The sequence below is a fragment of the Insulibacter thermoxylanivorax genome (genome assembly GCF_015472005.1).
GTDB lineage: Bacteria > Bacillota > Bacilli > Paenibacillales > DA-C8 > Insulibacter > Insulibacter thermoxylanivorax.
Genome location: NZ_BMAQ01000003.1, coordinates 76,857 through 100,746 on the forward strand (window position 1 = coordinate 76,857; position 23,890 = coordinate 100,746).

Consider the following 23,890-nt stretch of genomic DNA (forward strand, 5'->3'; position numbering starts at 1 on the left):
TTCATCAAAGTACTGTCCTTACTCGCATGTTGAACTGAGCGGCCGATGCACTTACGAACTTTTGTGTACAGTATCCGCATCGGATTTAGGACGTTCCTGTTAATAAAACCCACATAGACAGCTCAACCGCCCGAAGACACCTCTATATTGTGCCTGACTTTTACGTTATTTTACAACCCTTATAACTGTTTGTTTTGTACGTAATGTTTTTTCTTTACATACTTAATGATGCCTATCCTCCATCGTCCTGCTTTTTCCTCCGTTTTCGTCCGCTTTACTTTCCCACACTGGTTCTTTACAATTGATTTGTATTGCAAATGTCATCGTCGGAAGCGTGATGATCACCGCAGAAGAGAGGAGGACTGCCCCATGGCTCTGGATGAACTTGCACAATTGCCCGAAGAGTTAGCCGGCAGAATCGAAAAATCACGACAACGGGTGATCGAAACCATCGGGAAGAATATGGATCTGTACGGGGTTACTCTCTCTGTCGGGTATATGTATGGCAATATGTTCTTTCGCAATCACCCCGTAACACTCGATGAAATGGCCGAAGTCATGGGCCTCAGCAAGACGAGTGTCAGCACCGGAATGCGAACATTACAAGATCTGAAGATGATTCATAAGGTTTGGAATCGAGGATCGAGGAAGGATCTCTACGAGGTGGAGACGGATTGGTATCAAACCTTTGCGGATTATTTCTCCATCAAGTGGCGGAAATCAGTGGAGATGAATCGGCATGCTTTGGAGCGTTCCTGGCGGGAAATGAACCAATTGCTTGCAGAACACCCGGACAATGAGGCGCTCGCGAATATCCTGCGCTCAGACATGGAGAAGATTCGTGCAGCCATTCAATATTACGACTGGTTAAACCGTCTCATCGATACCTTCGAATCCGGTCGTATCTTCGAACTCGTACCGATCGAAACGCGGCAAGAAGAGTATAAGCAGTAATAAGCAACAAACAACCAATAAGCGGACCCGCCTGGGTCCGCTTCCTATTTCCACATTCATGATGAAGCGAATATTATTCTTTAACACCGCCAAGGGTCATACCTTGAACGAAGTACTTCTGCAAGAAAGGATAGACCATGATGATCGGCACACTCGCCACGATCGTCATCGTTGCGCGGATCGTCGTTGGTGTGACTTTAGGTCCGCCGCCCTCAGCTTGTGAGAAAGCATCCGCTGCGGTTTGGCCTTGGTTCACACTGGTCGAGAGCAAGACCTTCTGCAGTTCATACTGCAGCGTACTTAACTCGATACGCGATGAAGTATACAGGAATACGTCGAACCAAGAGTTCCACTGCCATACAGCAACGAACAAGGAGACCGTTGCCAGAGCAGGTATCGTCAGCGGCAGGACGATCTTGAAGAAGACACCGAAATCGCCGGCTCCGTCAATCTTCGCCGATTCCATGATCTCAGACGGCAATCCTTCGATGAAGGAACGAATGACGATCATGTTGAATACCCCGATGACACCAGGCAGGATGTAAACAGCGAAGGTATTCAGAAGACCGAGGTCACGAATCAAGAGGTACGTCGGGATAAGTCCGCCGTTTATATACATCGTAAGAATAAACGCGATGGTCACAAACTTGCGCAGGACAAAATCCTTGCGAGAGATCGTATACGCGACCATTGCTGTACAGAACACGGATACCAGTGTACCAATGATGGCGCGGAGTGCCGAAATCATTGTCGCGTGACCAACATTGGAATAAGAGAAGACATATTTGTAATTCTCCAAAGTGAATACCCGAGGCCACAATTTGATGCCGCCTCGCATGGCATCTGCTGGATCATTCAAAGAAACAGCCAATAGGTTTAAGAACGGATAAAGCGTGACTACGACCAAGCAAAGCATCAAGATGATATTAATTGTATCGAATAGACTGAAACGTTTTCTCCATGCCATGTTTGTCACCTCCTTAGAACAATCTGCTTTCGCCAAGACGCTTCGCTATTGAGTTGGCTGTGAACAGGAATATGAAGCTCACGACCGTCTTGAACATACTAGCAGCTGTTGACAAGGAGTAATCGGCCATATTCATACCGTAATACAATACGAATATATCCAGGTTCTCCGAGTAGGTTTTGTTCGTACCGTTGCGCAGCAGGTATTGCGGTTCGAAACCGGACTCGATGATATAGCCCAGGTTCATGATCAGCAACACCACAATGACGGGTTTCATACCCGGCAAGGTGATATGCCAGATCTTCCGCCATCTGCCGGCACCATCGATCTCTGCTGCCTCATATAGAGATGGGTCGATCATAGTAATCGCAGCCAGATAAATAATGGTGTTCCACCCAAGCTCTTTCCAAGTGATCGCCGCTCCGAATATTCCCCAGAAGTATTCCCCTTTAAGCAACCACATGATCGGGGTGTCGATGAGTCCAACCTTCATCAGGAGTTCGTTGATGATCCCCTCAGATGCGAGGACCGTGGTCACGATATTTGCGGCAACGACCCAGCTGATAAAGTGGGGCAGATAGCTGATCGTCTGCACGACTCGTTTAAAATAGATGTTCTTCAATTCATTTAACAGGATAGCAAGCGTAATCGCTGTTACGAATCCTAATACAATCTGGATGAAGCTCATAACGACGGTGTTACGCATGACTAACCAGAAATGATCGTTGGTCAGCATCCGTTTGAAGGTCTCGAAGCCGATCCATTCCTGTTCGGAGAATTTTCTCGCAATCTTATAATCCTGGAAAGCCATCGTCCAACCCCAGAGGGGCATATATTTGAAGATGAACAACCAGATTAAGAAAGGAACGGACATGGCTAACAAAGCCTTCTGATTCCATAGTTTCTGGAAAAATGTCTTCTCTTGCCTAGGCCGTAACATGGCATCGCTCAAAGGCAGCTGATTGGTAGGCTGAGTCATGATGATTACTCCTTTCCCTGACTTTTACCCAGCATTGGATTCAAGGAAAACCCCCTTCAACCCTGTGCTTGTTCATGAGATTCATTGGTTTTCCTCCCAGGGCATCGAGATGGTCAGGACGAATAGATCTGCTGTTGCGTTCTATAATGGAAGAAAAGTCGGGCTCGATCCTTAGCCCAAGCCCGACCTTGCTTCAAGTGCTCATTAATTCAAACGTTTCTTCACTTCTTCAGTCATAAACTGCTCATAGCGTGCAATGTCCAATCTGCTGAGCTCTTGGGTATATCGCTCCCACAAGCCCTCGAAGTCTGCCGGATTGGCCAGTACCATCTGCGTTACGTACTGAAGCTGAAGTTCCTCAACTTGTTTCTTCACAAGCTGCTCAGGAGAACCTTGCTCGATAGTGAAGCTCCATGCAGGGTACCATGGACGCTCATCCGGCTCGGAGAAATAGCCAGAGAAGGTCTCTGCTCCGAACGCTTCGAGAATCGCCTTGTCACCGTCTGTCAAGCCCATCTGGAAGATCTCCGGTTGGTTACCGACCGCAAATGCATTGCCGTCTTCGAATACCGAGTTGTTACCATAGCGCGGCCAACCGTATTCGAAGTCCATCCAACCGAACTTCTCTTTGAATTGGTTGTCGTTGCGGTTGTCCAGCTGCTCCTTCGTCATATAGAAGCGGCCGTTCTCGTCAACCAGATAGTTCTCGCCCTCAATACCCCATTGGATGAGCTTCTGGTTCTCTTCTTTCAACATGTTGTCGAAGTATTGGATGATGCGTACCGGATCCTTAGCCTTCACCGAGAGGGCTACACCGCGGTTAGCAACGAAGCTCGGCGGATCAAGATATTGGTCCTTGATGCCTTCCTCGAAGGTCACCGGCAGCGGAGCATAGCGCATCTCGTCCGGACCCGTCCGCAGCACATTCGTTGCTTCCCCTACTTGCCAGCCGTAGGCGAAGAAACCAAGCAGACGACCTGTCGTCATCTTCTCGATGAATTGATCTTGGTCCATCGTGAATGTCTCAGGATCGAAGAGTCCTTCGGCATTCAGATCATTCAGCGCCTTCACCCAACGCTTCTCCCATTCGGAACCCGCATACATCTTAGCTTCATAGGTTTCCATATCGATCATGACGTCACCGTCGTTCGGATAACCAGCCAGATGGTTGGACGCATTCGTCACAGTGTAGAAGGCACCTGTAGGCGCATAGATCGCAAAGCCGATTCGGCGTGCGCCATCTTCAGTGGTCGGATACTTCTGAATGTATTGCCTAATCAGGTCGAAGTATTCATTCAAAGTAGTAACAAACGGATAGCCAAATTCCTTCAGAACCGAACGTTGGATCCAGAATGCGCCTTGACCAATATCCGGCTCCGGAATGTATCCGACGTTAGCGGAATAAGGCAGGATATAGATATGACCGTCGCTGTGTCTCATCAAATCAAAGTACGGTTCATATACGCGCTTGATGTTCGGACCATGCTGTTCGATCAGATCATCAAGCGGAAGCAGTGCACCTGCATCGAGGAATTTCTCATATTGTCCGTCCAATCCGATGACGTCTGGATAGTCACCACCCGCCATCATAACGCCGGACTTCGTCTCTGCATCGCCGACCAGGTACTCGATCTTCCAATCCACACCGGTCTGATCTTGCAGGATCTTACCGATCGTAGTTTCGCTGGCCATCTTGTCCTGAGCACGGTTCTGGAAGTTGAAGTACGTAAATGTTACAGGCTCGAGACCTCCATCCCCGTTATTACCCCCATTCGTTGTTCCTGGCGTGTTCGCAGGCTGTGTATTCGCATCCTTGCCGCCTGAGCAGGCTGCGAATAGAGAGGCCATCATGATGAACGCCATGCAGATAAGCAAGATCTTGCGCTTCCTCATGAATGTCTATACCCCTTTCAATTGATTTTGTATACACTTTCATCATAAAACGACAACGTCGATTTGTTTACCCTTCAAACTAAAGATCGGACTTAGGAAATCATAGCTCTTTGTCCTTCTGAGGGACAACCATTTTCTCATCTGAGGGGATTTCGATGTAGATCTTCGTCCCCATCCCCGGTTCGCTTTGGATATCGAATTTGAAACGATCCGAGTAATACAGCCTTAACCGGTAGACCACATTCTGCACACCGATCCGCTCGCCCATCTCCACATCCTCGTGCACATAGCTGAGCAGCCGGTCACGAACTTCAGCACTCATCCCCACGCCGTTATCCTCGAGGATGAAGATCAGTTTCTGATGGGCCAGATGGATACGCATGTTGATCTTGCCGCCGTTCTTCGTCGCCTCGATGCCGTGAATGCTGGCATTCTCAACGAAGGGAAGGAAGGCCATCTTAGGAATCATACATGTGAGCGCTTCATCATCCACATGCAGTTCATACTGCAGTTTGCCGCTGAACCGGTAGGTCTGAATCTCCAAGAAACAGTTGATCAGCTCCAATTCTTGCTTCACCGTCACCATATCATTGGTCCAGGTGAAGGAATTGCGCAGGATCTTCGCCATGTTCTGGATGATCTTCGCCGTCTCCGTCTCATTCTTCATGAGACTCCGCATCCGGATCGTCTCCAGGGCGTTGAACAAGAAGTGCGGATTGATCTGACTCTGCAGCGCATTCAGCTGCGCATTGCGGTTCTGCAGTTCCAACTCCTTCTTCTGCAGATCCCGGATATAGACATCGTCGATTAAGTTTTTGATCCGCAGCGTCATGCGATTGAACTCACGCGTAAGCTGGCCGATCTCATCCCGGTACTCATGGTCCTTGATCGTATCGAAATTTTGATTTCGCACTTTTTTCATGTGTCGAACGATGCGGGTCAACCGGGTGTTCATCGAGCGGAAGATCCAAGCGATGACCACCGTAGCGAAAAGGAAGTTGATCACAGCGAGGATGACGATGAAGTCGCGGGAGCGCTGAACCTGTCCGAAGACTTCCTGCTCATCGATCCTGGCGATGATCCGCCAGCCAGCCAAGTAGTTCACCGGGTTATCCATTTCAAACTCCATCGTCCCTTTAGTGAAGGGAATATCCTTGTAATACGCGTCCTCCACGGCCCATCTGACTTCTGGATTCGTCGTGTATTCGATCAAATCGCTTTTGTCATTGACGATATAGAGGTGGCCGTTGAGGTTGAGATTATGGAAGATCTGGTTGATCTGCGTTAATTTGAGATCGATTTTTACGACTTTTTCCTTGTTGTTGTAGTTCTCATAGTTGTTCATCTTGCGGACGATGCTGAACGTATCGCGAACACCATCAGTTGAACCCGTACGCAGGATGACGGGATAACGCGAATTGGAAGCGGCTAAGCGTTGATACCAATCCGTGTTTCTCACTTCATCTGTCAGATATTCAATCCCGCTGGAGCGGAGCAAGGTCGGGTTGTCCACATAGACGACGATGCTCTGCACGGACGTATAAACCGGGATATAGTTGTTGATAATCCGGCGGATTAGACCATTGTAATCATTGATATACTCTGCCAGCCGCTCATAATCCCTATCCAATACAGCGTTCAAGTTATAGTCCGAGATAAAAACAGAAGAGACGGTGATCGCGTCCTCGATCTCCGCCCGAAATTCGTTGTTAATCTGCTCAATTGCCCGCAGAATATCCTGCTGCCGCTGTTTCTTAACATTCTCTGTCGTCATCTGATAGAAGATCACATTCGTTAAGACGATCGGCAGAAAGACCGACAGGAAATAGACGATCAACATCTTGTTCCGCAAGCGGACGTTGTTCAGGCTCCACCTCATCTTTTGGCCCCCCTCATCTCACATGCAGTCAAAAGCTCAATGAAGTTCTCTCTTTAGTCTAAACTCAGTATCGCATCCATGAAACGAAGATCATACTGCTCATGAGATATATGATTACTGGATCAGCTTGTTGCGGTATTCGCTCGGCGTCATCTTCTCGATCTTCTCAAACTGCGTAACGAAGTAATCGGCATTGCTGAAACCAACCTTCTCGGCGATCTCATAGATCCGAAGATCCGTCTGCCTCAGCAGCTTCTTCGCCTCTTGGATGCGAAGTCCCAGCAGGTATTCGTTGAAGTATACACCATAATGTTTTTTGAACAGCTGCCCAAGATAAACGGAATTCATATAGAATTCGGAGGCGATGCTCTTCAAGCTGATATTCTTGTGGAAGTTCTGATCGATATAATTTTTGATCTGGTGAATGCCGCCTTTGCCGTATTCCCGCCGCAGCTGTTTCAGGTAGTCGCTGCTCTCCGTCATGAAGTTCGTGTACAGCCGTTTCAGCTCTTGCAAGCTCAAATTCAAGTCATGCCAGGACAGGATCGGTTCCAACGAAACCAATGTCCTTTCATCCCCGTTAAGCTCTTTGATCAAATTCACTACGTTCGTCACGCATTGGTGAATATTCATCTTAATCGCTTCAGGAGCGAATCCCTTCGTGCGGAATTCATCGAACAGCTGATCGATGGTCACCTTAAGCTCATCGATCCGGTGCTCCTCCAATTGGTCAAGAAGCTGATTGAAGAGCGTGCGGTCCGACTCGATGAAGACCAGTTCCCGATCCCGAATATCTTCATAGTTAACGATCTTCGTATCATCGTACATATATTTGTAGAGCAAGGCGTCCTTCGCCGCTCGATAGGATTCATGCAGTTTCGACAGCTGATCGACGGGCTTGCCGACGTAGATGAACACTCGGTCGTCGAACATCCGGGTCAACTCGTCATGCAGCTCTTGGATGAATTGGACGATGTTCCCTTCATAACGGGACAGCAGAACATCCGTCACCATCAGTCCGAGACGGCCCCGGTGTTCATGCATATAAACTGTGTTGAAGTCGGCCAGCAGTTTCCGGATGGTTTCCTGCGTCTGCTGTTTGAAATCATGCGCCGTAAAGGAAACCGGCGAATTCACCCAAGGATGGACATCGTTTAATTCGATGAACAAGTATTGATAGAGCTGCGCATGCTTCATTCGTCCTTCCCATTCGGCGATCGTCTCTTCGCTGGCCTCTCCTTTGATCAAGGTCTCGATCATCGAGCTGATGAGCAGCTCTTCGTTCTTCGCCTTCAGCGATTGGTCGGCACGCAGTTTCTTGCTGAGGCCGATGAGCGTCTCCGTCATCTCTTCCTGATCGATTGGTTTAAGGATAAAATCATGTACCCCGTAGCGTACGGCCTGCTGTGCATATTTGAAATCGTTGTAGCCGCTGATAATGATGAATGCAGGTGCAATTTCGCGATGCTCGGTCGTCACCTTGCGGATTAACTCCAGTCCATCGAGCACCGGCATTCGAATATCGGTGATCACGATGTCCGGCTTTTTCTCCAGGATCAACTGCAAGGCGTCTTCTCCGTTATCCGCTTCTTCGATGACTTCCATGCCGCATGACTGCCAGTCGATTAATGCACGAAGTCCCTGCCTTGTAAACTGCTCATCATCGACTAACATAACGCTAAACGTCAAACTACAGCACCTCCTAGTGTCATACAATCACATTCAAGTACGATCTGTTAACAGTATGATCGATTCCCGGCTTCGTCCGATTCTATTACCTCTGAACAACGGTAACGCCTTTGCGGATGAAACGCAATTGAAATCGTCATCATAAATTTTTATGGATGTTTGGCAAGCTTTTGAAAGTGCTTACTTATGTATGTCGCTCTTATTTTCTCCTTTCCACGGAGGGGATGTCAACTCACCGGGCTTTCCCGCTCCCAGGATGGCTGATTCATGTATCCTACAGTTTTTTCATTTACTTCTAAGGTGATCATGATATAATTCTGAATATTGCTCTCTGCCATCATCACTAATAGATAAGGTTGATCAACATGACAGCATTAACAAAGAAGCAGAACACTAAGAATTTGACACTGTTCGCTTTGACTTGGCCGATCTTCATCGAGATGTCCCTGCACATGTTGATGGGCATGGTCGATACCTTCATGCTCAGCCAATATTCCGACGAAGCGGTGGCAGCGGTCGGCGTCGCCAACCAGATCATCAATATGACGAATATTCTCTTCAACTTCGTCGCCATGGGCACCTCCATCTTGGTCGCCCAAGCCATCGGTGCTTCGGATATGGACAGAGCACACCGCGTTGCCGGCACTTCGCTCGTGCTGAACTTGTTCATCGGCATCGCACTGAGCATCATACTGCTCTTGATCAATGAGCCGGCGCTCAGGTTAATCGGCATCGAAGAGGCGCTGTTGCCCTTAGGCAAGAGTTATCTCGGCATCATCGGCGGCTTCATGTTCATCCAATCGCTGCTGCTCACCATGTCAGCCGTGCTGAAAAGCCACGGATATACCCGCGATACGATGAATATCACGCTCGTGATGAACATCATCAGCGTCATCGGCAACTACATCGTCATCTTCGGTCCCTTCGGTCTGCCGGTGCTGGGTGTGACAGGTGTAGCGATCGTCACGGTAATCTGCCGCATCATCGCTTTGATCTCGATGACCGTATTGCTCTATCGCAAGGTGAAGCTGCCTTTCATTCGCGAAATCTTCCGGCCGGTGAAGAAGCTGGTCGTCGATCTGTTGAAGATCGGCGTGCCTTCAGCCAGCGAGAACCTGGCCTTCAACCTGATGAATATCGTGATGACCGGCTTCATCGCGACGATCGGCACGGCGGCCCTTGTCACGCGGGTCTACACGATGAACCTGCTGTGGTTCGTTATGCTGCTCTCCCTCTCCGTGGGACAGGGCACACAGATTCTCGTCGCGAGGATGGTCGGCGCCGGGCAGATCGAACCCGCATACAAGCGCGGACTGCGCAGCTTGTATATCGGGATGACCTCGTCCTTCATCATGGCTGTAATCTTCAATCTGATCGGCGAGCCGTTGTTCCGCATCTTCACCGATGATCCGGAGGTCGTCGCCTTAGGACTCATGATCCTGAAGATCTCGATCATCCTCGAAGCCGGCAGAGCGTTCAACATCATCCTGATCGCTTCGCTGCGCGCCGTCGGCGATGTACAGTTCCCAGTCTACATGGCGATCATCTCGATGTGGGGCATCTGCGTTCCCCTCGGCTATCTGCTCGGTCTTCACTTCGGTCTCGGCTTGTTCGGCATCTTCATCGCCTTCACCGTGGACGAATGGACGCGGGGCCTCTGCATGCTGTGGCGCTGGCGGCGTCGCAAATGGATGCGCGACCTGCTCTTCCGTGCAAGTCAAGCGAACAACCGTGCTTCGTCAGCAGATGCGTAAAACGTATAGGTCATTGGAATGTTGGTCACTGTATAGCACGAATCGTATTCCGCAATATTAACACATTATATGGACCAATGAGAGGACTTGCTGCGGCGATCTATGCCCGGCAGGTCCTCTCTTTATTTTTTCATCTGATACCATCTTACCCATTATGGATAGCGCTTTCAAATGAGCAAGTTCTATAATTTATCATGGTATGTTCTTTAATTTGTAGTGTGAGTCCCATGATATATTGTTAATGATATTAAATATACGCGGAATATACAACCGCCAAATTGAAACAACGGCTAACCATTCGGGAGGGATCAGGATGACGAATCACAAACAAGGAGCTTATCATACAGGCCAATACCGCAATGTCTTCGCAGAGTTCGGCTACGATGAGGAACTTGTCAAGCAGCGGGTTCATGATACCTGGGAACAGCTTTTCTATGGCGATGAAGATACGAAGATCTATTATGAGTTAGGCGATGACAAAGCCTATCTGCTCGATACAGGCAACAACGATGTTCGCACAGAGGGTTTGTCCTACGGCATGATGATCTGTGTGCAGCTGGATAAGAAGGAAGAATTTGATAAGCTGTGGCTCTTCGCTAAGGAGTTCATGCAGCATGATGATGGCCGATACAAGGACTACTTCGCTTGGCATACGAAGCCGGATGGAACCCGGATCTCTCAAGGTCCTGCTCCGGATGGCGAGGAGTTCTTCGCGATGGCGTTGTTCTTCGCCTCGAATCGCTGGGGCGACGGTCCGGAGCCCTTCAATTACAGCGAGCAGGCAAGGCAAATCCTGCGCGCCTGTGTGCACAAAGGAGAGAACGGTGAAGAAGGCGATCCGATGTGGGATCCGGAGACGAAGCTGATCAAGTTTGTCCCCGAAGCTCCATTCTCGGATCCATCTTATCATCTGCCGCATTTCTATGAACTTTTCGCATTGTGGGCGGATCCGGAGGATGCGGATTTCTGGCGCGAAGCAGCGAAGGCGAGCCGCGACTATTTGCCTAAGGCCTGTCATCCGGAGACGGGGCTGTCGCCGGAATATGCCAACTTCGATGGCTCACCGCGGGATGATATCGAAGCGCATCGGGATTTCTACAGCGATTCGTATCGAGTGGCCGCCAACATCGGCCTCGACTGCGAGTGGTTCGGAAGAGATGAACGGCTGGTGAAGATCGCCAACAACATCCAAGCCTTCTTCAGCGGCGTAGATCCAGCCGACTACCGCAAGTACAAGATCGACGGTACACCCTTCGACGAGCCGGCGCTGCATCCAGTAGGTCTGCTTGCGACCAACGCGATGGCTTCACTGGCGGCCGACGGCGAGCATGTGAAGGAGTTCATCGACCGCTTCTGGAACACACCGCTGCGCACGGGAGTACGCCGTTACTATGATAACTGCCTATACATGTTCAGCATGTTGGCACTCAGCGGCAACTACCGCATCTGGAAATAACAATTTCAACAGACATATTTTCAAAGAAGCTGAACCCAATGAACGGTTGTTATACAACCTCTGCCCGGTGTCCAGCTTCTTTATGGTATATGGTGCTCCGGCGTGTCTGGCGTGATGCTAGTCGATGCGAGATTGATGCGAGATTGATGCTAACAGAACACAGATACCTTATTTCAGTTATCATACCTGCTTTTCTTTTCTAACGGAACTCAGATCCCTTATTCATGCTATATCCGCGAAATTTACCCGGTTTCGCAGACAATAGCGGATCTGTGTTCCGTTAGCTCTTACCAAACGCCGCTTTGGTCACGAATAGCGCACCTCAGTTCCGTTAGCGTCACAGATCGGCTCCAAACCTAACTTCACAGAACTGCTTCAATCCTGACACCACAGAACTGCTTTCATATGCAATAAGCTGACCCCTCAGCGGCCTGCTAAACCGCTGCGGCTGGTCAGCTTCTGTCGTCTTCCGATCTATATGAATCCGTGTGAGGAATCCTTTACGATCCTTGGTGAATATTCTGATCCAACAATGGATAATGGCAAGCCACTTGACGGCCCGGCTCTACCTCTACCAGCTTCGGCTCTTCCATCTTGCACCGTTCAGTTGCAAACGGACAACGGGGATGGAAACGGCAGCCGGTCGGCGGGTTAGCCGGTGACGGGACATCGCCGGTAAGCACGATGCGCTCCCGCTTCACGTGCGGGTTCGGCACGGGATTCGCCGATAACAGTGCAGCCGTATACGGATGCAGCGGGTGCTGGAATACATCATCCGACGGCGCGATTTCTACCATCTTGCCCAGATACATAACGCCGACGCGATCGGAGATATGACGGACGACGTGCAGTCCGTGGGCGATAAACAGAATGGTAAGTCCGAGTTCCTTCTGCAGTTTCATCAGCAGGTTCAATACTTGGGATTGTACGGATACGTCGAGTGCCGACACGGCTTCGTCAGCAAGGATGAACTTCGGATTCAGCGCGATCGCCCGCGCGATGCCGATCCGCTGCCGCTGTCCGCCGGAAAACTCATGCGGATAACGGACGCGAGTCGATGGGTCCAATCCGACCATCTGCATCAGTTCAATCACGCGATCATCGATCTCATCCTTCGTCATCTTCGTATGCACTTTCAGCGGTTCACCGATAATATCGCGAACAAGGAACCGCGGGTTAAGAGAACCAAACGGGTCTTGGAAGATGATCTGCATCTCCGGCCGGATCTTGCGCAATTCGCTGTTGCTCATCTGTACGAGGTTCTGATCCTTGTATAGGACTTCACCCTCCGTGGCCTTCTGCAATTGCAGAATAACGCGGCCGAGGGTCGATTTGCCGCAGCCGGACTCGCCGACCAAGCCGAAGGTTTCCCCTTCCTGAATCCCGAAGGACACATCGTCTACAGCCTTAACATGGCCGATTGTCCGATTTAACAGACCTTTCTTGATCGGGAAATACTTCTTTACGTTCTTGGCTTCAATCAGATATTTAGATTTTTGCGTGTTCATCGTTCGCCCACCTCGGCTTTGTCGTCATACAGCCAGCAGGCTGTCCGATGTGTTTCGCTAAGGTCGATCTTCACTGGTTCCATCGCCCTGCAGCGGTCATGCGCATGCGGACAGCGCGGATGGAATCTGCAGCCTGTCGGCAGTTCGCTTAAGCGAGGAATCGATCCCTTAATGGCATACAATTCCGTTCCGCGAGCCGTCTCATATCCAGGGATCGAATTCAGCAATCCCTGGGTGTACGGATGACTCGGGTGGTCAAAGATATCGAATACCGTCCCTTCTTCGACGATCGTTCCCGCATACATAACAGCGATGCGATCGGCCATCTCGCTGGCCACACCCATATCGTGGGTGATCAAGATGATCGACATGCCCATTTGGGATTGTAAGCTCTTCAGCAATTCGAGAATCTGCGCCTGTACCGTTACGTCCAAGGCCGTTGTCGGCTCGTCAGCGATCAGCAGATCAGGCTTGCATGCCAGTGCGATCGCGATGACGACACGCTGACACATCCCGCCTGACAGTTCATGCGGATACTGATTTACCCGCATCTCAGGCGCGGGCAGTCCAACTTGGCGCAGCAGTTCTACCGCTTCTGCCATGGCTTCCTTGCGGCTCATGCCCTGGTGGATCATCAAGCTCTCGGCAATCTGATCCCCGACAGTGAAGACCGGGTTCAGGGAACTCATCGGGTCTTGGAAGATCATCGCGATTTTGTTGCCGCGGATATTGCGCAATTCTTCCTGCGACTTCGTTGTCAGCTCTTCCCCTTTGAACTTGATCGAACCATCCAAGATGACACCGCCGGAGTACTCCAAGAGTCCCATGATCGCCAGCGATGTCACGCTCTTGCCGCTTCCCGATTCGCCGACGATGCACAGCGTCTCGCCGCGATTCAGGTCAAAACTGATGCGATCCGTCGCCTTCAGGACATGATCATCCGTGAAGAAGCCGCAGGTCAGGTCGCGGATTTCGAGTATTTTTTCCGCCATTCGATGATCCTCCTTATCGGAACTTTCTTCTTTTCGCGCGGATTAAGCGCTTGTTGCAGACCATCGCCGATAAAGTTCACCGCAAGTACGACGATCAGGATGCACAAACCTGGATAGACTGCCTGCATCGGATCGGTCAGCATGAATTCTTGCGAATTGGACAGCATGAGGCCCCAAGAGGTTTGCGGCGGCTGAATGCCCAGTGACAGGTAAGACAATGCCGACTCGCTGAGGATCGCCGAACCAACCATCAAGGTGGCGTTGACGATGATCGGATAGATCGAATTGCGAAGCAGATGATTGAAGATGATGCTCCGGTTCGATACGCCGATCGCCTTAGCTGCTTCTACATACTGCATCTCACGCAGTTGCAGGAAGTTCCCCCGCACCAAACGGGCGACTCCCATCCAGGAGGTCAGCGACAGGATCAAGATCATATAGATAAATTCATTGCCGAAGATCGCCAGTACGAGGATATTCAAGAACAGGGACGGCAGCGAATACATCACGTCGACGATACGCATGAGGATCGTATCGATCCATCCCCCGAAATATCCCGCGATGGCACCGATAATCGAACCGATCACAACGGTGGCAATCGCTACTGAGAATCCTACGGTCAGGGAAACCCTTCCACTATACAGAAGACGCGTAAAGATATCTCTGCCCAGTTCATCCGTCCCCAGCAGATGCCCTTCCGAAAATGGCGGCAGATTCGTTCTGGAAAAATCAATCTGAGCTGGATCATATGGCGTGATGAGCGGTGCTCCAAATGATGCGAAGATGATGACGAGGAGTACGAATAGGCTCACCATCGCATAGGGATTGCGCACGAACTTGCGGGCCGCAATCGCCCATGGACCCGGAGGTCTCTTCAGCTGTTCCCTGCCATGCTGCGATGGCTGGGAAGGGTGCGAATTCTGCTCTTGGTTGATATAAGCCTCGCTCATTTGCCTGCGCCTCCTTTGCGTCCAAGCTGCACCCGCGGATCCACGACTGCATACAAGATGTCAGCCAATAGATTACCTAGGATGACAAAGACAGATGTAACGATCGTAATCGCCATTAAAACCGAATATTCGCGCGCATTCGCCATATCGACGAACAATCTGCCCATGCCCGGCCAGTTGAAAACCTTCTCGGTGAGCGCTGCACCGGATACCAGCATCGGCAGGTCCATCCCGAGGATCGTGACGATCGGGATCATCGCATTGCGCAAAGCATGGCGGAATACGACGCGTCTTTCTTTCACACCTTTTGCTCTAGCCGTACGAATATAGTCCTGATCCAGAACTTCGAGCATGCTGGCCCGCGAATATTTGACGTACGCAGCAAGGAAACCCAGCGACAGGACCGTAACCGGCATGATCATATGCATGATCAAATCGCCGATCTGGCCTTCTTTGCCGTATGTCCACATATCGGACAAAGGAAGCCATCTTAATTTCATCGCGAAGATCTGCTGTAAAATGATCCCAAACCAGAAGGTCGGCATCGCGAATCCAAGATACGAGATAAAAGAAGCCGTTTGGTCGGACAGCCCGTATACTCTCGTACTGTTATAGATCCCCCATGGCAAAGCGATAATCAGGGTCACGAGCCAAGCGGCGATCATGAGCACCATTGTATTGCCAACGGTCGGCCACAGAATCTCTCCTACCGGGATATTATTCTTAAACGTATGACCTAGATCGCCTTGAAGCAGATTGCCGATCCACCGCAGATATTGAATATGAATGGGATCATCCAGTCCCAAGTTCTTCTTCTGAATCTCAAACGCTTCCGGCGATACACCCGGAGAGATCATGACCTGCGTTGGTCCGCCCGGTGCCAGATGGATGAGGGAAAATGTGAAAATTGTAACAAGGAATAACGTAAACAAAGCTTGGATCGTACGGCGGATGATATACTGTGTCATGATATCACTCCAGAGGTTGGTATTCGTGCGGAGACGTAAGGAATGGGAAGGATCACCCTTCCCATTCCTACCGCCCTTCATGTATCGGCACGTTATTGCAATGGTAATAAGTCAAATCTCTACAGAACGGTGCTGTATGGTTTTACTCCACCCACCAGTTGATCGAGTGGAAGAAGTATCCTGTTGCAAGAGATGGCTCTGGAGCATCGGCTTCGTCGAAGTGAACTCTCGGACCGATCCCGATCGCATTACCGTAGCGGTACATGAATACGTACGGCAGGTCTTCGGAGATGATCTCACCGATTCTTCCGTAGATCTCGGCGCGCTCATCAATGTCCGTTGTGGAGTAACCGTCCACCCAGAGCTGATCCAGTTCTTCATTGACGTACCAGCCCATGTTCTGACCAGCCGGCGGGAAGTACTTGGACGAGAAGATTGTCTCAGAGTCCGGATCCGGAATGGTCAGGGACCATGCCAAGAGGATGGCTTGATACTTACCAGGCGTTAAGTTTTGCTCAACCCACGCAGCAAAGTCAATACCGCGCGGCTTCACTTCGATGCCGACTTGTGCCAGGTTGTTCTGGATGACCTGAGCAACTTGCTCACGACGGCTGTTTCCTGTGTTGTATTGCAGTTCGAAGGAGAATGGATTGCCGTCTTTCTCCAGGATGCCTGTCTTCTCGTTCATCACCCATCCGTCTTCAGCAAGCAATTCCTTGGCTTTCTCAGGGTTATACTCATAGTTCTTAGCACGTGCGCCCGGGTCCGCCCATGTTCCAGGCAGCATCGGAGCGTTCATCAGGACGCCTGTACCCTTCAAGACATTGTCGATCATGCCTTGACGATCCAGAGCGTAAGCGATCGCTTGACGCGTCTTCTGCGATTCGAACGGATTGAAGTTATTCGGGAAGTTCGATTCATCGAAGTTGAATCCAAGGAACTCATATTGCGGACCTGGTTCCAGGATCATGCGGATATGCTCTTCCTTGCTTACCGCTTCGTTCATCGTTACCGGAATCGCTGTTACGAGGTCTACGTCGCCTCTAAGCAATGCTTGCACTTCTGTGTTCTGATCCGCATAGATCTTATAGATGACCGTTTGGATCTTAGGCTTCACTTCGCCCCAGTAGTCCGGGTTGCGCTCGAAGACGTGTTGTTGACCTTGTGTCCACTCTTTCCACACCCACGGACCGCTGGTTACGGTAATTTCCGGATTGGAACCGTATTGATGAGCCTTCAGCTCGTTAACCGGAACATCTCCCAGAACATGCTTCGGCACCGGTTCGAATACCAGCGAGTAAATGAACGGCGCATAGACTTGCGACAGTTTAAACTCGATCTCATAGTCGCTGATCTTGTTGATCGACTCGATCTTATCAAACGTAGAAATTGCAGGAGACCCTGTGTCTGGATTCATGATAGTCTCGATCGTGAAGATAATGTCATCTGCGGTGATTGGCGTGCCGTCGCTCCACTTCGCATAATCCTTCAGCTTCACGGTGTAAGTCGTACCGTCTTCAGAGATGATCGGCTCTTCTGCAGCGATGGACCAAGGTTCTGCTGTCACAAGACCTTCACGGTTCAGGTCGTACAGCTTTGCAAATACCCAGTGGGCTGCATCACTGGATGCTGTGTCTTGAATGAACAGCGGGTTCAGGGAAACGATATCGGAGATCGTCGACAGAGTTAATGTACCGCCGTCCTTAGGACCTTCCGTATCCTGATTTTGGTTGTTTTCGGATACGTTGTTGCTCGGGGCTGCCTGCTCACCGTTATTGTTCGAAGAACATGCTGCCAGTACCCCCCCTAAGAGGAACACGCACAAGACGAGCAATAAACTTCTCTTTACTTTGCTCATGACCACTACTCCTTCTTGTTTTTCTCTTTTTAATCTAAAAATATAGTCTTGATTATAGATGCTTTCGACACAGATGTCCATATTTGGTGCATCGCTTTAAATCTTTCGTTCTCTTCTCCGGCAAAGTGTTAGAACGATCACGCGGCAACCAAGAGTCTTAGTACATATGCATATTATCGCACTAAACAGGGAGTACAAGTCAACCGTCAAAATGTTTCCTGTAACAAATCATTCGGAATTTTGTTATAAATTGGCGAATAAAACCGCTGAAATGTCCCGGATATTATCTGATTAATGGGTGTAAATCTCATGTTTTGTAAATATTGTTAGTAGCGAAATTGTCTTTAACAATTAACGGCGGGTTGTTCTTGCTAATTAGCTAATATAGTTACTACTACTACTACGAGATCCCCTTCGTAACCTGCCCGCGGGAATGAGCATACAGTTCGGCATAATAGCCGTTCTGTTGCAGCAGCTGCTCATGCGTGCCTTGTTCGACGATCTTGCCATGGCGCATGACGATGATGCGATCCGCGTGCTGCACCGTGGACAGTCGATGGGCGATGACCAGCGTGGTTCGCCCTTCGGAGACGACCCTAAGCGCTCTTTGCACCAGCTGCTCTGTATGTGAATCGAGATTCGCCGTCGCCTCATCGAGGATTAGGATCTTAGGCTGATATACCAGGATGCGTGCGAAGGACAGAAGCTGCCGCTCTCCCGCCGACAGCCCGCTGCCCCGCTCCGACAGCATCGTATCATAGCCCTCCTTCAGCCGTTCGATCATCTTGTGCACGCCGACGAAGCGGCATGCCGCGATCACCTCTTCCCGGGAGATCTCCTTATTGAACAGCCGAACATTATCAATAATCGTACCGGAGTATAAGAAGGGATCTTGCTGCACGATGCCGACAAGCCGATGGAGGGACTCGCTGGGCAGGCTGCGGATGTCGACGCCGTCGATCTCGATGCTGCCCCGCTTCACATCATAGAACCTCGCCAACAGGTTGACGAGGGAACTCTTGCCTGCGCCCGTTGTACCTACGATGCCGATGAACTCTCCCGGTTTTACATGCAGATCAATATCATGCAGCACGTCTTGATGATCCGTATAGGAGAAACGGATGCGATTGAAGTCGATCCGCCCCTGTGCCTGTTCCGGATCCAAGTGTTTAGCTGTCGCCTCATCCGGCTCGCGTACTTCCGGTTCGACGGCGAAGATTCGCCAGATGCGATCGACGGAAACCAGGGTCGATTGCAGCGTGTTCCATTGCTGCGTGATCTGGTTGATCGGTTGGAAAAACTGACGAATATAGGAGATAAAAGCATACAATACCCCGAAGCTGAGCCGTTTATCCAATACCGCCAATCCGCCGAACCATACGACAAGCGCCACAGAAACGTTGCCCAAGATATCAAATGATCGGTTAAAGAGCACCGAAGTCCTGACTTCCCGCAAGTTCTCCCTTAGGTATTGCCTGTTATGCTGCTTAAATGCAGCCGTCTGCTCCTTCTCCTGATGGAACGCTTGGATCAAGCTCATCCCCGCCAGGTTCTCCGCGACGAAAGCAACCGAGCGCGACAATTGAGCACGCGAGCGCTGGTAAGCGTTCCGCAGTGCCTTGCGGAAGGACCAAGAGATGAACATGATGACCGGGATCAAGCCCATGCAATACAGGGCCAGCTCCGCATCGAGATAGAACATGAAGCCGATGATCAGGATCAGCGACATCCCGTCGCGCACGATGCTGAGAACCACCTGCGTGAAGAAGCGGCTGATCGTCTCTGTATCGCTCGATACATTCGTCACGAGGCTGCCGCTCTTATGGCGGTCGAAGAAGGACATCGATTGCAGCGTGATGTGATGGAACAGATCCTTGCGCAGCTGCGCGACGATGCTCTGTCCTGCCCGCTGCAGCATGTTGGCCTGCCAATAGGAGAAGATGAAGACGATCCCCACAAGCAGCAGATAGAGCACCGCGAAGAGGAGGACCATCTTTAAGCTCCCCTTGCCCTCAGCCAATCCGTGGTCCAGCAAGACGCTGACCAGATAAGGCTGCAATAAGTCCGCAAAGATGGCGATGATCGAGAAGAGGAAGATCAGCAAGAAGGTATAGCGATGCGGTTTCGCATAGGAAAGCATCGAGCGAAACGCCTGTCTGCGGTTCATGAGATCCCCTCCTCTTGCAAGGCGTACAAGGATGTATAATACCCGCCAAGGCGAAGGAGCTGCTCATGGGTGCCCTGTTCGATGATCCGTCCTTCGTCCAATACATAGATGCGGTCCGCATGCCGGAGGGCGCTGATGCGATGGGCGATCAGGATCGTCGTCTTGCCCGCGCGCACCTTGCGCAGGTTCCGGATGATCTTCGTCTCGGTTACCGCATCGACGGCGGAGACGCTGTCATCGAGCAGCAGGATCGGTGCGTCCTTGATGAGTCCGCGCGCCAGGCTCGTGCGCTGCCGCTGCCCGCCGGACAGCGTCAGTCCCCGTTCTCCTAACATCGTCTCGAAGCGGTCGGGCAGTTCCATGATATTGCCGAAGATCTCAGCCTGACGTGAAGCCTCTTCGACCCGGCTCAGATCGAGCTGCCGATTCGAGAAGGCGATATTCTCGCGAATCGTCGTGCTGAACAGGAAGCCTTCCTGCGGCACATAAGCGATGTTCTTGCGCAGGCTTTCCAGCTTGATATCATGAACATCGATGCCGCCGATGAAGATCGTGCCGCGCGGCGGATCATAGACGCGCAAGAGCAGCTTGAGCAGCGTCGTCTTCCCAGAACCGGTCTTGCCGACGATGCCGATCGTCTCACCCGGTTGGATCGTAAGCGAGATGTCCGAGAGCGACGGTTTGCCCGCCTCAGGATATGTAAAGGTCAGGTCACGGATCTCGATCGATGCCTGTGCGCCGACAATCGGCACCGCATCTGCCGACTCCTGGATATCCGGTCTTATCTCCAGCAGCTGATTGAGCCTCTCCAACGAAGCACTTGCCCTCTGCATCGTGTTGATCACATTGCCGATCTGTTGCAGCGGATGGACGAGCATGCGGATATACAGCGTAACTGCGACGAACATCCCCGTCGTCATCGCTCCCTGCAGGGTTAACCAGCCGCCATAGACGATTGTGATGACCAGCGACAATCCTCCAACCATCGGCAGGAGCGACTGAAACATCGAGCTGAGTCTAACGAGGGAGAGATGGTTGTCGCGAATCTGATCCACGGTCTTGCCGAAGCGCTGGCGGGCGATCTCCTCCACCGCGAAAGTCTTCGTCACCCGGATGCCGCCGAATTGCTCTTCAGCCGAATCTGTCATGGCCGCCAGCGCTTCTTGAACCCGTCTGGATCGGCTGCGGATGCGCGGACCGAAATAGACGACCATGAAGGGAATCGACAACAGGGGCAGGACACAGACCATGATAAAGGTCCAAGGAATCTCGCTCCCCGCTAAGATGACGATGATCGAAGCGAGCAGCACCGCCGCCGATGTCAACTGATTGATCGCATTGGCGATCGATTCGCGTACAGACGATACATCGTTCAACATGAAGCTGAGCAGTTTGCCGATCCCGTTCTTCGAGAAGTACCACTCACTTAAGCGGGTGAAATGCTCGAACAGCTGTTGACGCGCCTGATATTCGAAGGTGCGTCCCAGCTTGTGGTTGTTATACTGCCCGAAACCGAACATCACCCCATAGCCGGCACCAATAGCCAGCAGCAGCAGGCCGTAATGGCGCACCCCCTGTGCCGTCAGCCCGTTCATCTCAAGTTCATCGGTGAAGTTCCCCACGACGATCGGAAACAGGGAATGAATCACCTGGGCCGCGCCCATGATCGACACCGCTAAGACATACCGATACCAATTCGCTTTGACATAATCGAACAGAAGCCTCTTCCCTCTCACCAAAGACCCCTCCGCTCATTTCGCTTATTCACCTTTCCATGGATGCGTTTACAGTTTGGCGAATAAACATTTCTTTTTCATCTTTAACTATATCATATATTGTTCAGCTAAGTTGTTAATCGGATGGAGCGGAGTAATGCCGAATGGTGATCGAGGACGAATCCTATTGCGTGTAATTGTGGCGCTGATAATAATGACATTCTAATTTCCGTTATTTTGCAAAAGACAGCATTTAAGGAGAAATAGCGGAAGTCAAATTTACACTATTCCTCCTGTAACCCTTTTAGCTAGGGGTTTCTAGACCATTCTAACAAAATAACGGAAATTTCACTTACTCTATTATTGGTAAAACGGTCGTTTTACCGAAATAGCGGAAATTTGGCTTCCCTTATTTTCCATCAGGTCTGCCTCATCCTATTTTTGCACATGGTTCTTCACTTGTTTTGCTCATGTTTGATACTTGCATCCACACAGGGTTCTCCATTCATGATTTGCCTGCTGATGCAGGAATCACCCAAGATCTGTCGAAGGATGTAGAATGGTCGCTTTCACACATTACTATGGCATCGGAGGATAGACTATGATACGCAAACTCGGCAATATATTAGGATCTATTCGCGAAGAAGACAAGAACCGGACTTTGCAAGAGATTGATCTCATTCGCAGGAATACCGCGGTATTGGCTGCGATCGGTTTCGTCACGCTCATCACGCTGCTCGGATGGCTCATGGACGGGGATAGGAGCGCAGCTGTGACAGGTGCATTGGTTTCGATCATACTGCTGGTCCTCCTGCTTGGTTTCTGTCTATACAGACGGATCTTACTCCCCTATCTGGGTTACTTAGCGGTGCTCGGAAGCGGTGCCATCGTCATCTTACAAGTTTCCATGAATCCGAGCCTGGATCATATTCCGGCAACCTTCTACCTGCTGTTCTTAGCGGCGATCTATTCCAACTTCATCATCAATTTGATCGCGATCCTGATCGGATTCTCTGTATTGCTCTACCTGCTCTTTGGCCCTGCGGGGGCAGCGATCAGCCAGACCACATCAATGACTTATATCGTCTACTACGTCATCATCGCAGGCTTGATGATGGCCCTGCGCTTTGTGGTCAAAACACTCGCCCAAGATATGTATCGAGCAATGGACCAGTCCAGTCAGCTGCAACAGCAGCAGGAATCCCGCAATGAAACGATCGTCGGCCTGGTCGATCAGGTTTCCCAGAACCTCGGCTCCATCACGGCGATCAGCGACGAGACGAACCGCTCATTCCATGAGATGCATACCTCCTTCAACGAGATTACCAACAGCGCCAGCGCCCAGTTGGATTCGACCTTATCGATCAATCAAGCGATGCAGAACATGCATGATCTTGTACAGCGCATGACAGAATCCTTCGAAATCCTGAATGCGCGGGTAACGGAAACCAATGCGATCTCAAGCTCTGGTGTTCAGGTAACGGAAGAACTCGATGCGACCATTGCAGAGTTCAAACAGGATATCTATGATATGGCGAGCGACGTTCAAACGCTTAAGAAGCAGATGGAAGGGACAACGCAGATCAGTATCTCCATCTTGGAGATCGCGAACCAGACTAACCTACTCGCACTCAATGCCAGCATCGAAGCCGCTCGGGCCGGTGAGCATGGGCAGGGCTTCGCCATTGTCGCCTCTGAGATTCGCAAGCTGGCCGATCTCAGCGGTCATTCTGCCGAGCAGATCTCCAAACAGATCGTGAGCTTCTCCAAGCAGATCGAAGAGGCAAGCCAGCGGATGGCTGCTATCTTGGAACGGATGGATTCAAGCAGCCAAGCGGCGCAGCAGACGATCCAAGCCTTCGGCTCGATTCGTGAATCCGTTGAATTGCTGCAGCATCTGGCCGATGGCTATATGGAGCATATCGCGAAGATCAACGAAGCTTCCCGCTCCGTCGAAGAGGCGACACAGCACCTTGCCGCAACAAGCGAAGAAGCAACAGCGACGATGGAGGAACTAACGGCGATGACTCATACGCTGCTGGAGCAGAACGAGCAGACGCTGCAACAGTTGAAGGAAGCAGAAGCCAGCTTGAAACAAATCCTCGCATCTTGATACACAAGCTTCATACACGCACAAAGGGAGTGTGCCAAGCCGCATCTG

General features: G+C 50.8%; 16 protein-coding genes. 4 read left to right on the plus strand and 12 right to left on the minus strand.

Features of this window, described 5'->3' with window-relative positions; all coding sequences use genetic code 11:
* Positions 1-369: 369 nt before the first annotated feature.
* Positions 370-954: a GbsR/MarR family transcriptional regulator gene (locus PRECH8_RS02025; RefSeq protein ID WP_371871161.1), complete on the plus strand. Its 585-nt coding sequence runs from the start codon at positions 370-372 to the stop codon at positions 952-954.
* Positions 955-1,027: 73 nt separating this feature from the next.
* Here PRECH8_RS02025 and PRECH8_RS02030 read toward each other — a convergent pair whose 3' ends face one another.
* From PRECH8_RS02030 to PRECH8_RS02050, 5 genes are all read right to left on the minus strand, one after another.
* Positions 1,028-1,921 carry a carbohydrate ABC transporter permease gene (locus tag PRECH8_RS02030; RefSeq protein ID WP_200965402.1) on the minus strand — a complete coding sequence of 298 codons (894 nt, stop codon included), beginning with the start codon at positions 1,919-1,921 and terminating at the stop codon, positions 1,028-1,030.
* A gap of 13 nt (positions 1,922-1,934) precedes the next feature.
* On the minus strand, positions 1,935-2,861 hold the full coding sequence (locus PRECH8_RS02035) for an ABC transporter permease (protein WP_242457391.1): 927 nt from the start codon (positions 2,859-2,861) through the stop codon (positions 1,935-1,937).
* Positions 2,862-3,104: 243 nt separating this feature from the next.
* Positions 3,105-4,793 (minus strand): type 2 periplasmic-binding domain-containing protein, encoded by a 1,689-nt coding sequence (locus PRECH8_RS02040; RefSeq protein ID WP_200965404.1) that lies wholly within the window; start codon positions 4,791-4,793, stop codon positions 3,105-3,107.
* Positions 4,794-4,893: 100 nt separating this feature from the next.
* Complete coding sequence (locus PRECH8_RS02045) at positions 4,894-6,672, minus strand: sensor histidine kinase (protein ID WP_200965405.1); 1,779 nt, start codon at positions 6,670-6,672, stop codon at positions 4,894-4,896.
* A gap of 114 nt (positions 6,673-6,786) precedes the next feature.
* Positions 6,787-8,361 carry a response regulator transcription factor gene (locus tag PRECH8_RS02050; RefSeq protein ID WP_308808412.1) on the minus strand — a complete coding sequence of 525 codons (1,575 nt, stop codon included), beginning with the start codon at positions 8,359-8,361 and terminating at the stop codon, positions 6,787-6,789.
* A gap of 365 nt (positions 8,362-8,726) precedes the next feature.
* On the opposite strand from PRECH8_RS02050, the gene PRECH8_RS02055 reads away from it, so the two are divergent.
* Together PRECH8_RS02055 and PRECH8_RS02060 are read left to right on the plus strand one after the other, a co-directional pair.
* Positions 8,727-10,115: an MATE family efflux transporter gene (locus PRECH8_RS02055; RefSeq protein WP_200965406.1), complete on the plus strand. Its 1,389-nt coding sequence runs from the start codon at positions 8,727-8,729 to the stop codon at positions 10,113-10,115.
* 313 nt (positions 10,116-10,428) lie between these two features.
* Positions 10,429-11,571, plus strand: coding sequence for a family 8 glycosyl hydrolase (locus PRECH8_RS02060; RefSeq protein ID WP_200965407.1), 1,143 nt, complete (start codon positions 10,429-10,431; stop codon positions 11,569-11,571).
* Between the two features lie 500 nt (positions 11,572-12,071).
* Here PRECH8_RS02060 and PRECH8_RS02065 read toward each other — a convergent pair whose 3' ends face one another.
* The 7 genes from PRECH8_RS02065 to PRECH8_RS02095 all read right to left on the minus strand — a co-directional run bounded on the left by PRECH8_RS02065 (position 12,072) and on the right by PRECH8_RS02095 (position 21,750).
* Positions 12,072-13,079: an ABC transporter ATP-binding protein gene (locus PRECH8_RS02065; protein ID WP_200965408.1), complete on the minus strand. Its 1,008-nt coding sequence runs from the start codon at positions 13,077-13,079 to the stop codon at positions 12,072-12,074.
* Positions 13,076-14,071 carry an ABC transporter ATP-binding protein gene (locus PRECH8_RS02070; RefSeq protein ID WP_200965409.1) on the minus strand — a complete coding sequence of 332 codons (996 nt, stop codon included), beginning with the start codon at positions 14,069-14,071 and terminating at the stop codon, positions 13,076-13,078. The genes PRECH8_RS02065 and PRECH8_RS02070 overlap by 4 nt, the downstream gene beginning before the upstream one ends.
* Positions 14,038-15,021, minus strand: a complete 984-nt coding sequence (locus PRECH8_RS02075) for an ABC transporter permease (protein ID WP_200965410.1) — start codon at positions 15,019-15,021, stop codon at positions 14,038-14,040. Before PRECH8_RS02075 ends, PRECH8_RS02070 begins: the two co-directional genes overlap by 34 nt.
* Positions 15,018-15,989, minus strand: coding sequence for an ABC transporter permease (locus PRECH8_RS02080; protein WP_200965411.1), 972 nt, complete (start codon positions 15,987-15,989; stop codon positions 15,018-15,020). Before PRECH8_RS02080 ends, PRECH8_RS02075 begins: the two co-directional genes overlap by 4 nt.
* 142 nt (positions 15,990-16,131) lie before the next feature.
* Positions 16,132-17,847 carry a peptide-binding protein gene (locus PRECH8_RS02085; protein WP_200965412.1) on the minus strand — a complete coding sequence of 572 codons (1,716 nt, stop codon included), beginning with the start codon at positions 17,845-17,847 and terminating at the stop codon, positions 16,132-16,134.
* Positions 17,848-18,247: 400 nt separating this feature from the next.
* On the minus strand, positions 18,248-20,014 hold the full coding sequence (locus tag PRECH8_RS02090; RefSeq protein WP_200965413.1) for an ABC transporter ATP-binding protein: 1,767 nt from the start codon (positions 20,012-20,014) through the stop codon (positions 18,248-18,250).
* The gene (locus PRECH8_RS02095) at positions 20,011-21,750 is read right to left on the minus strand and encodes an ABC transporter ATP-binding protein (RefSeq protein ID WP_200965414.1); all 1,740 of its coding nucleotides are present in this window, start codon (positions 21,748-21,750) and stop codon (positions 20,011-20,013) included. Before PRECH8_RS02095 ends, PRECH8_RS02090 begins: the two co-directional genes overlap by 4 nt.
* A 580-nt stretch (positions 21,751-22,330) precedes the next feature.
* Here PRECH8_RS02095 and PRECH8_RS02100 point away from each other — a divergent pair.
* Entirely contained in the window at positions 22,331-23,842 is a 1,512-nt protein-coding gene (locus PRECH8_RS02100; RefSeq protein ID WP_207161759.1) for a methyl-accepting chemotaxis protein, read from the plus strand.
* Positions 23,843-23,890: the final 48 nt, after the last annotated feature.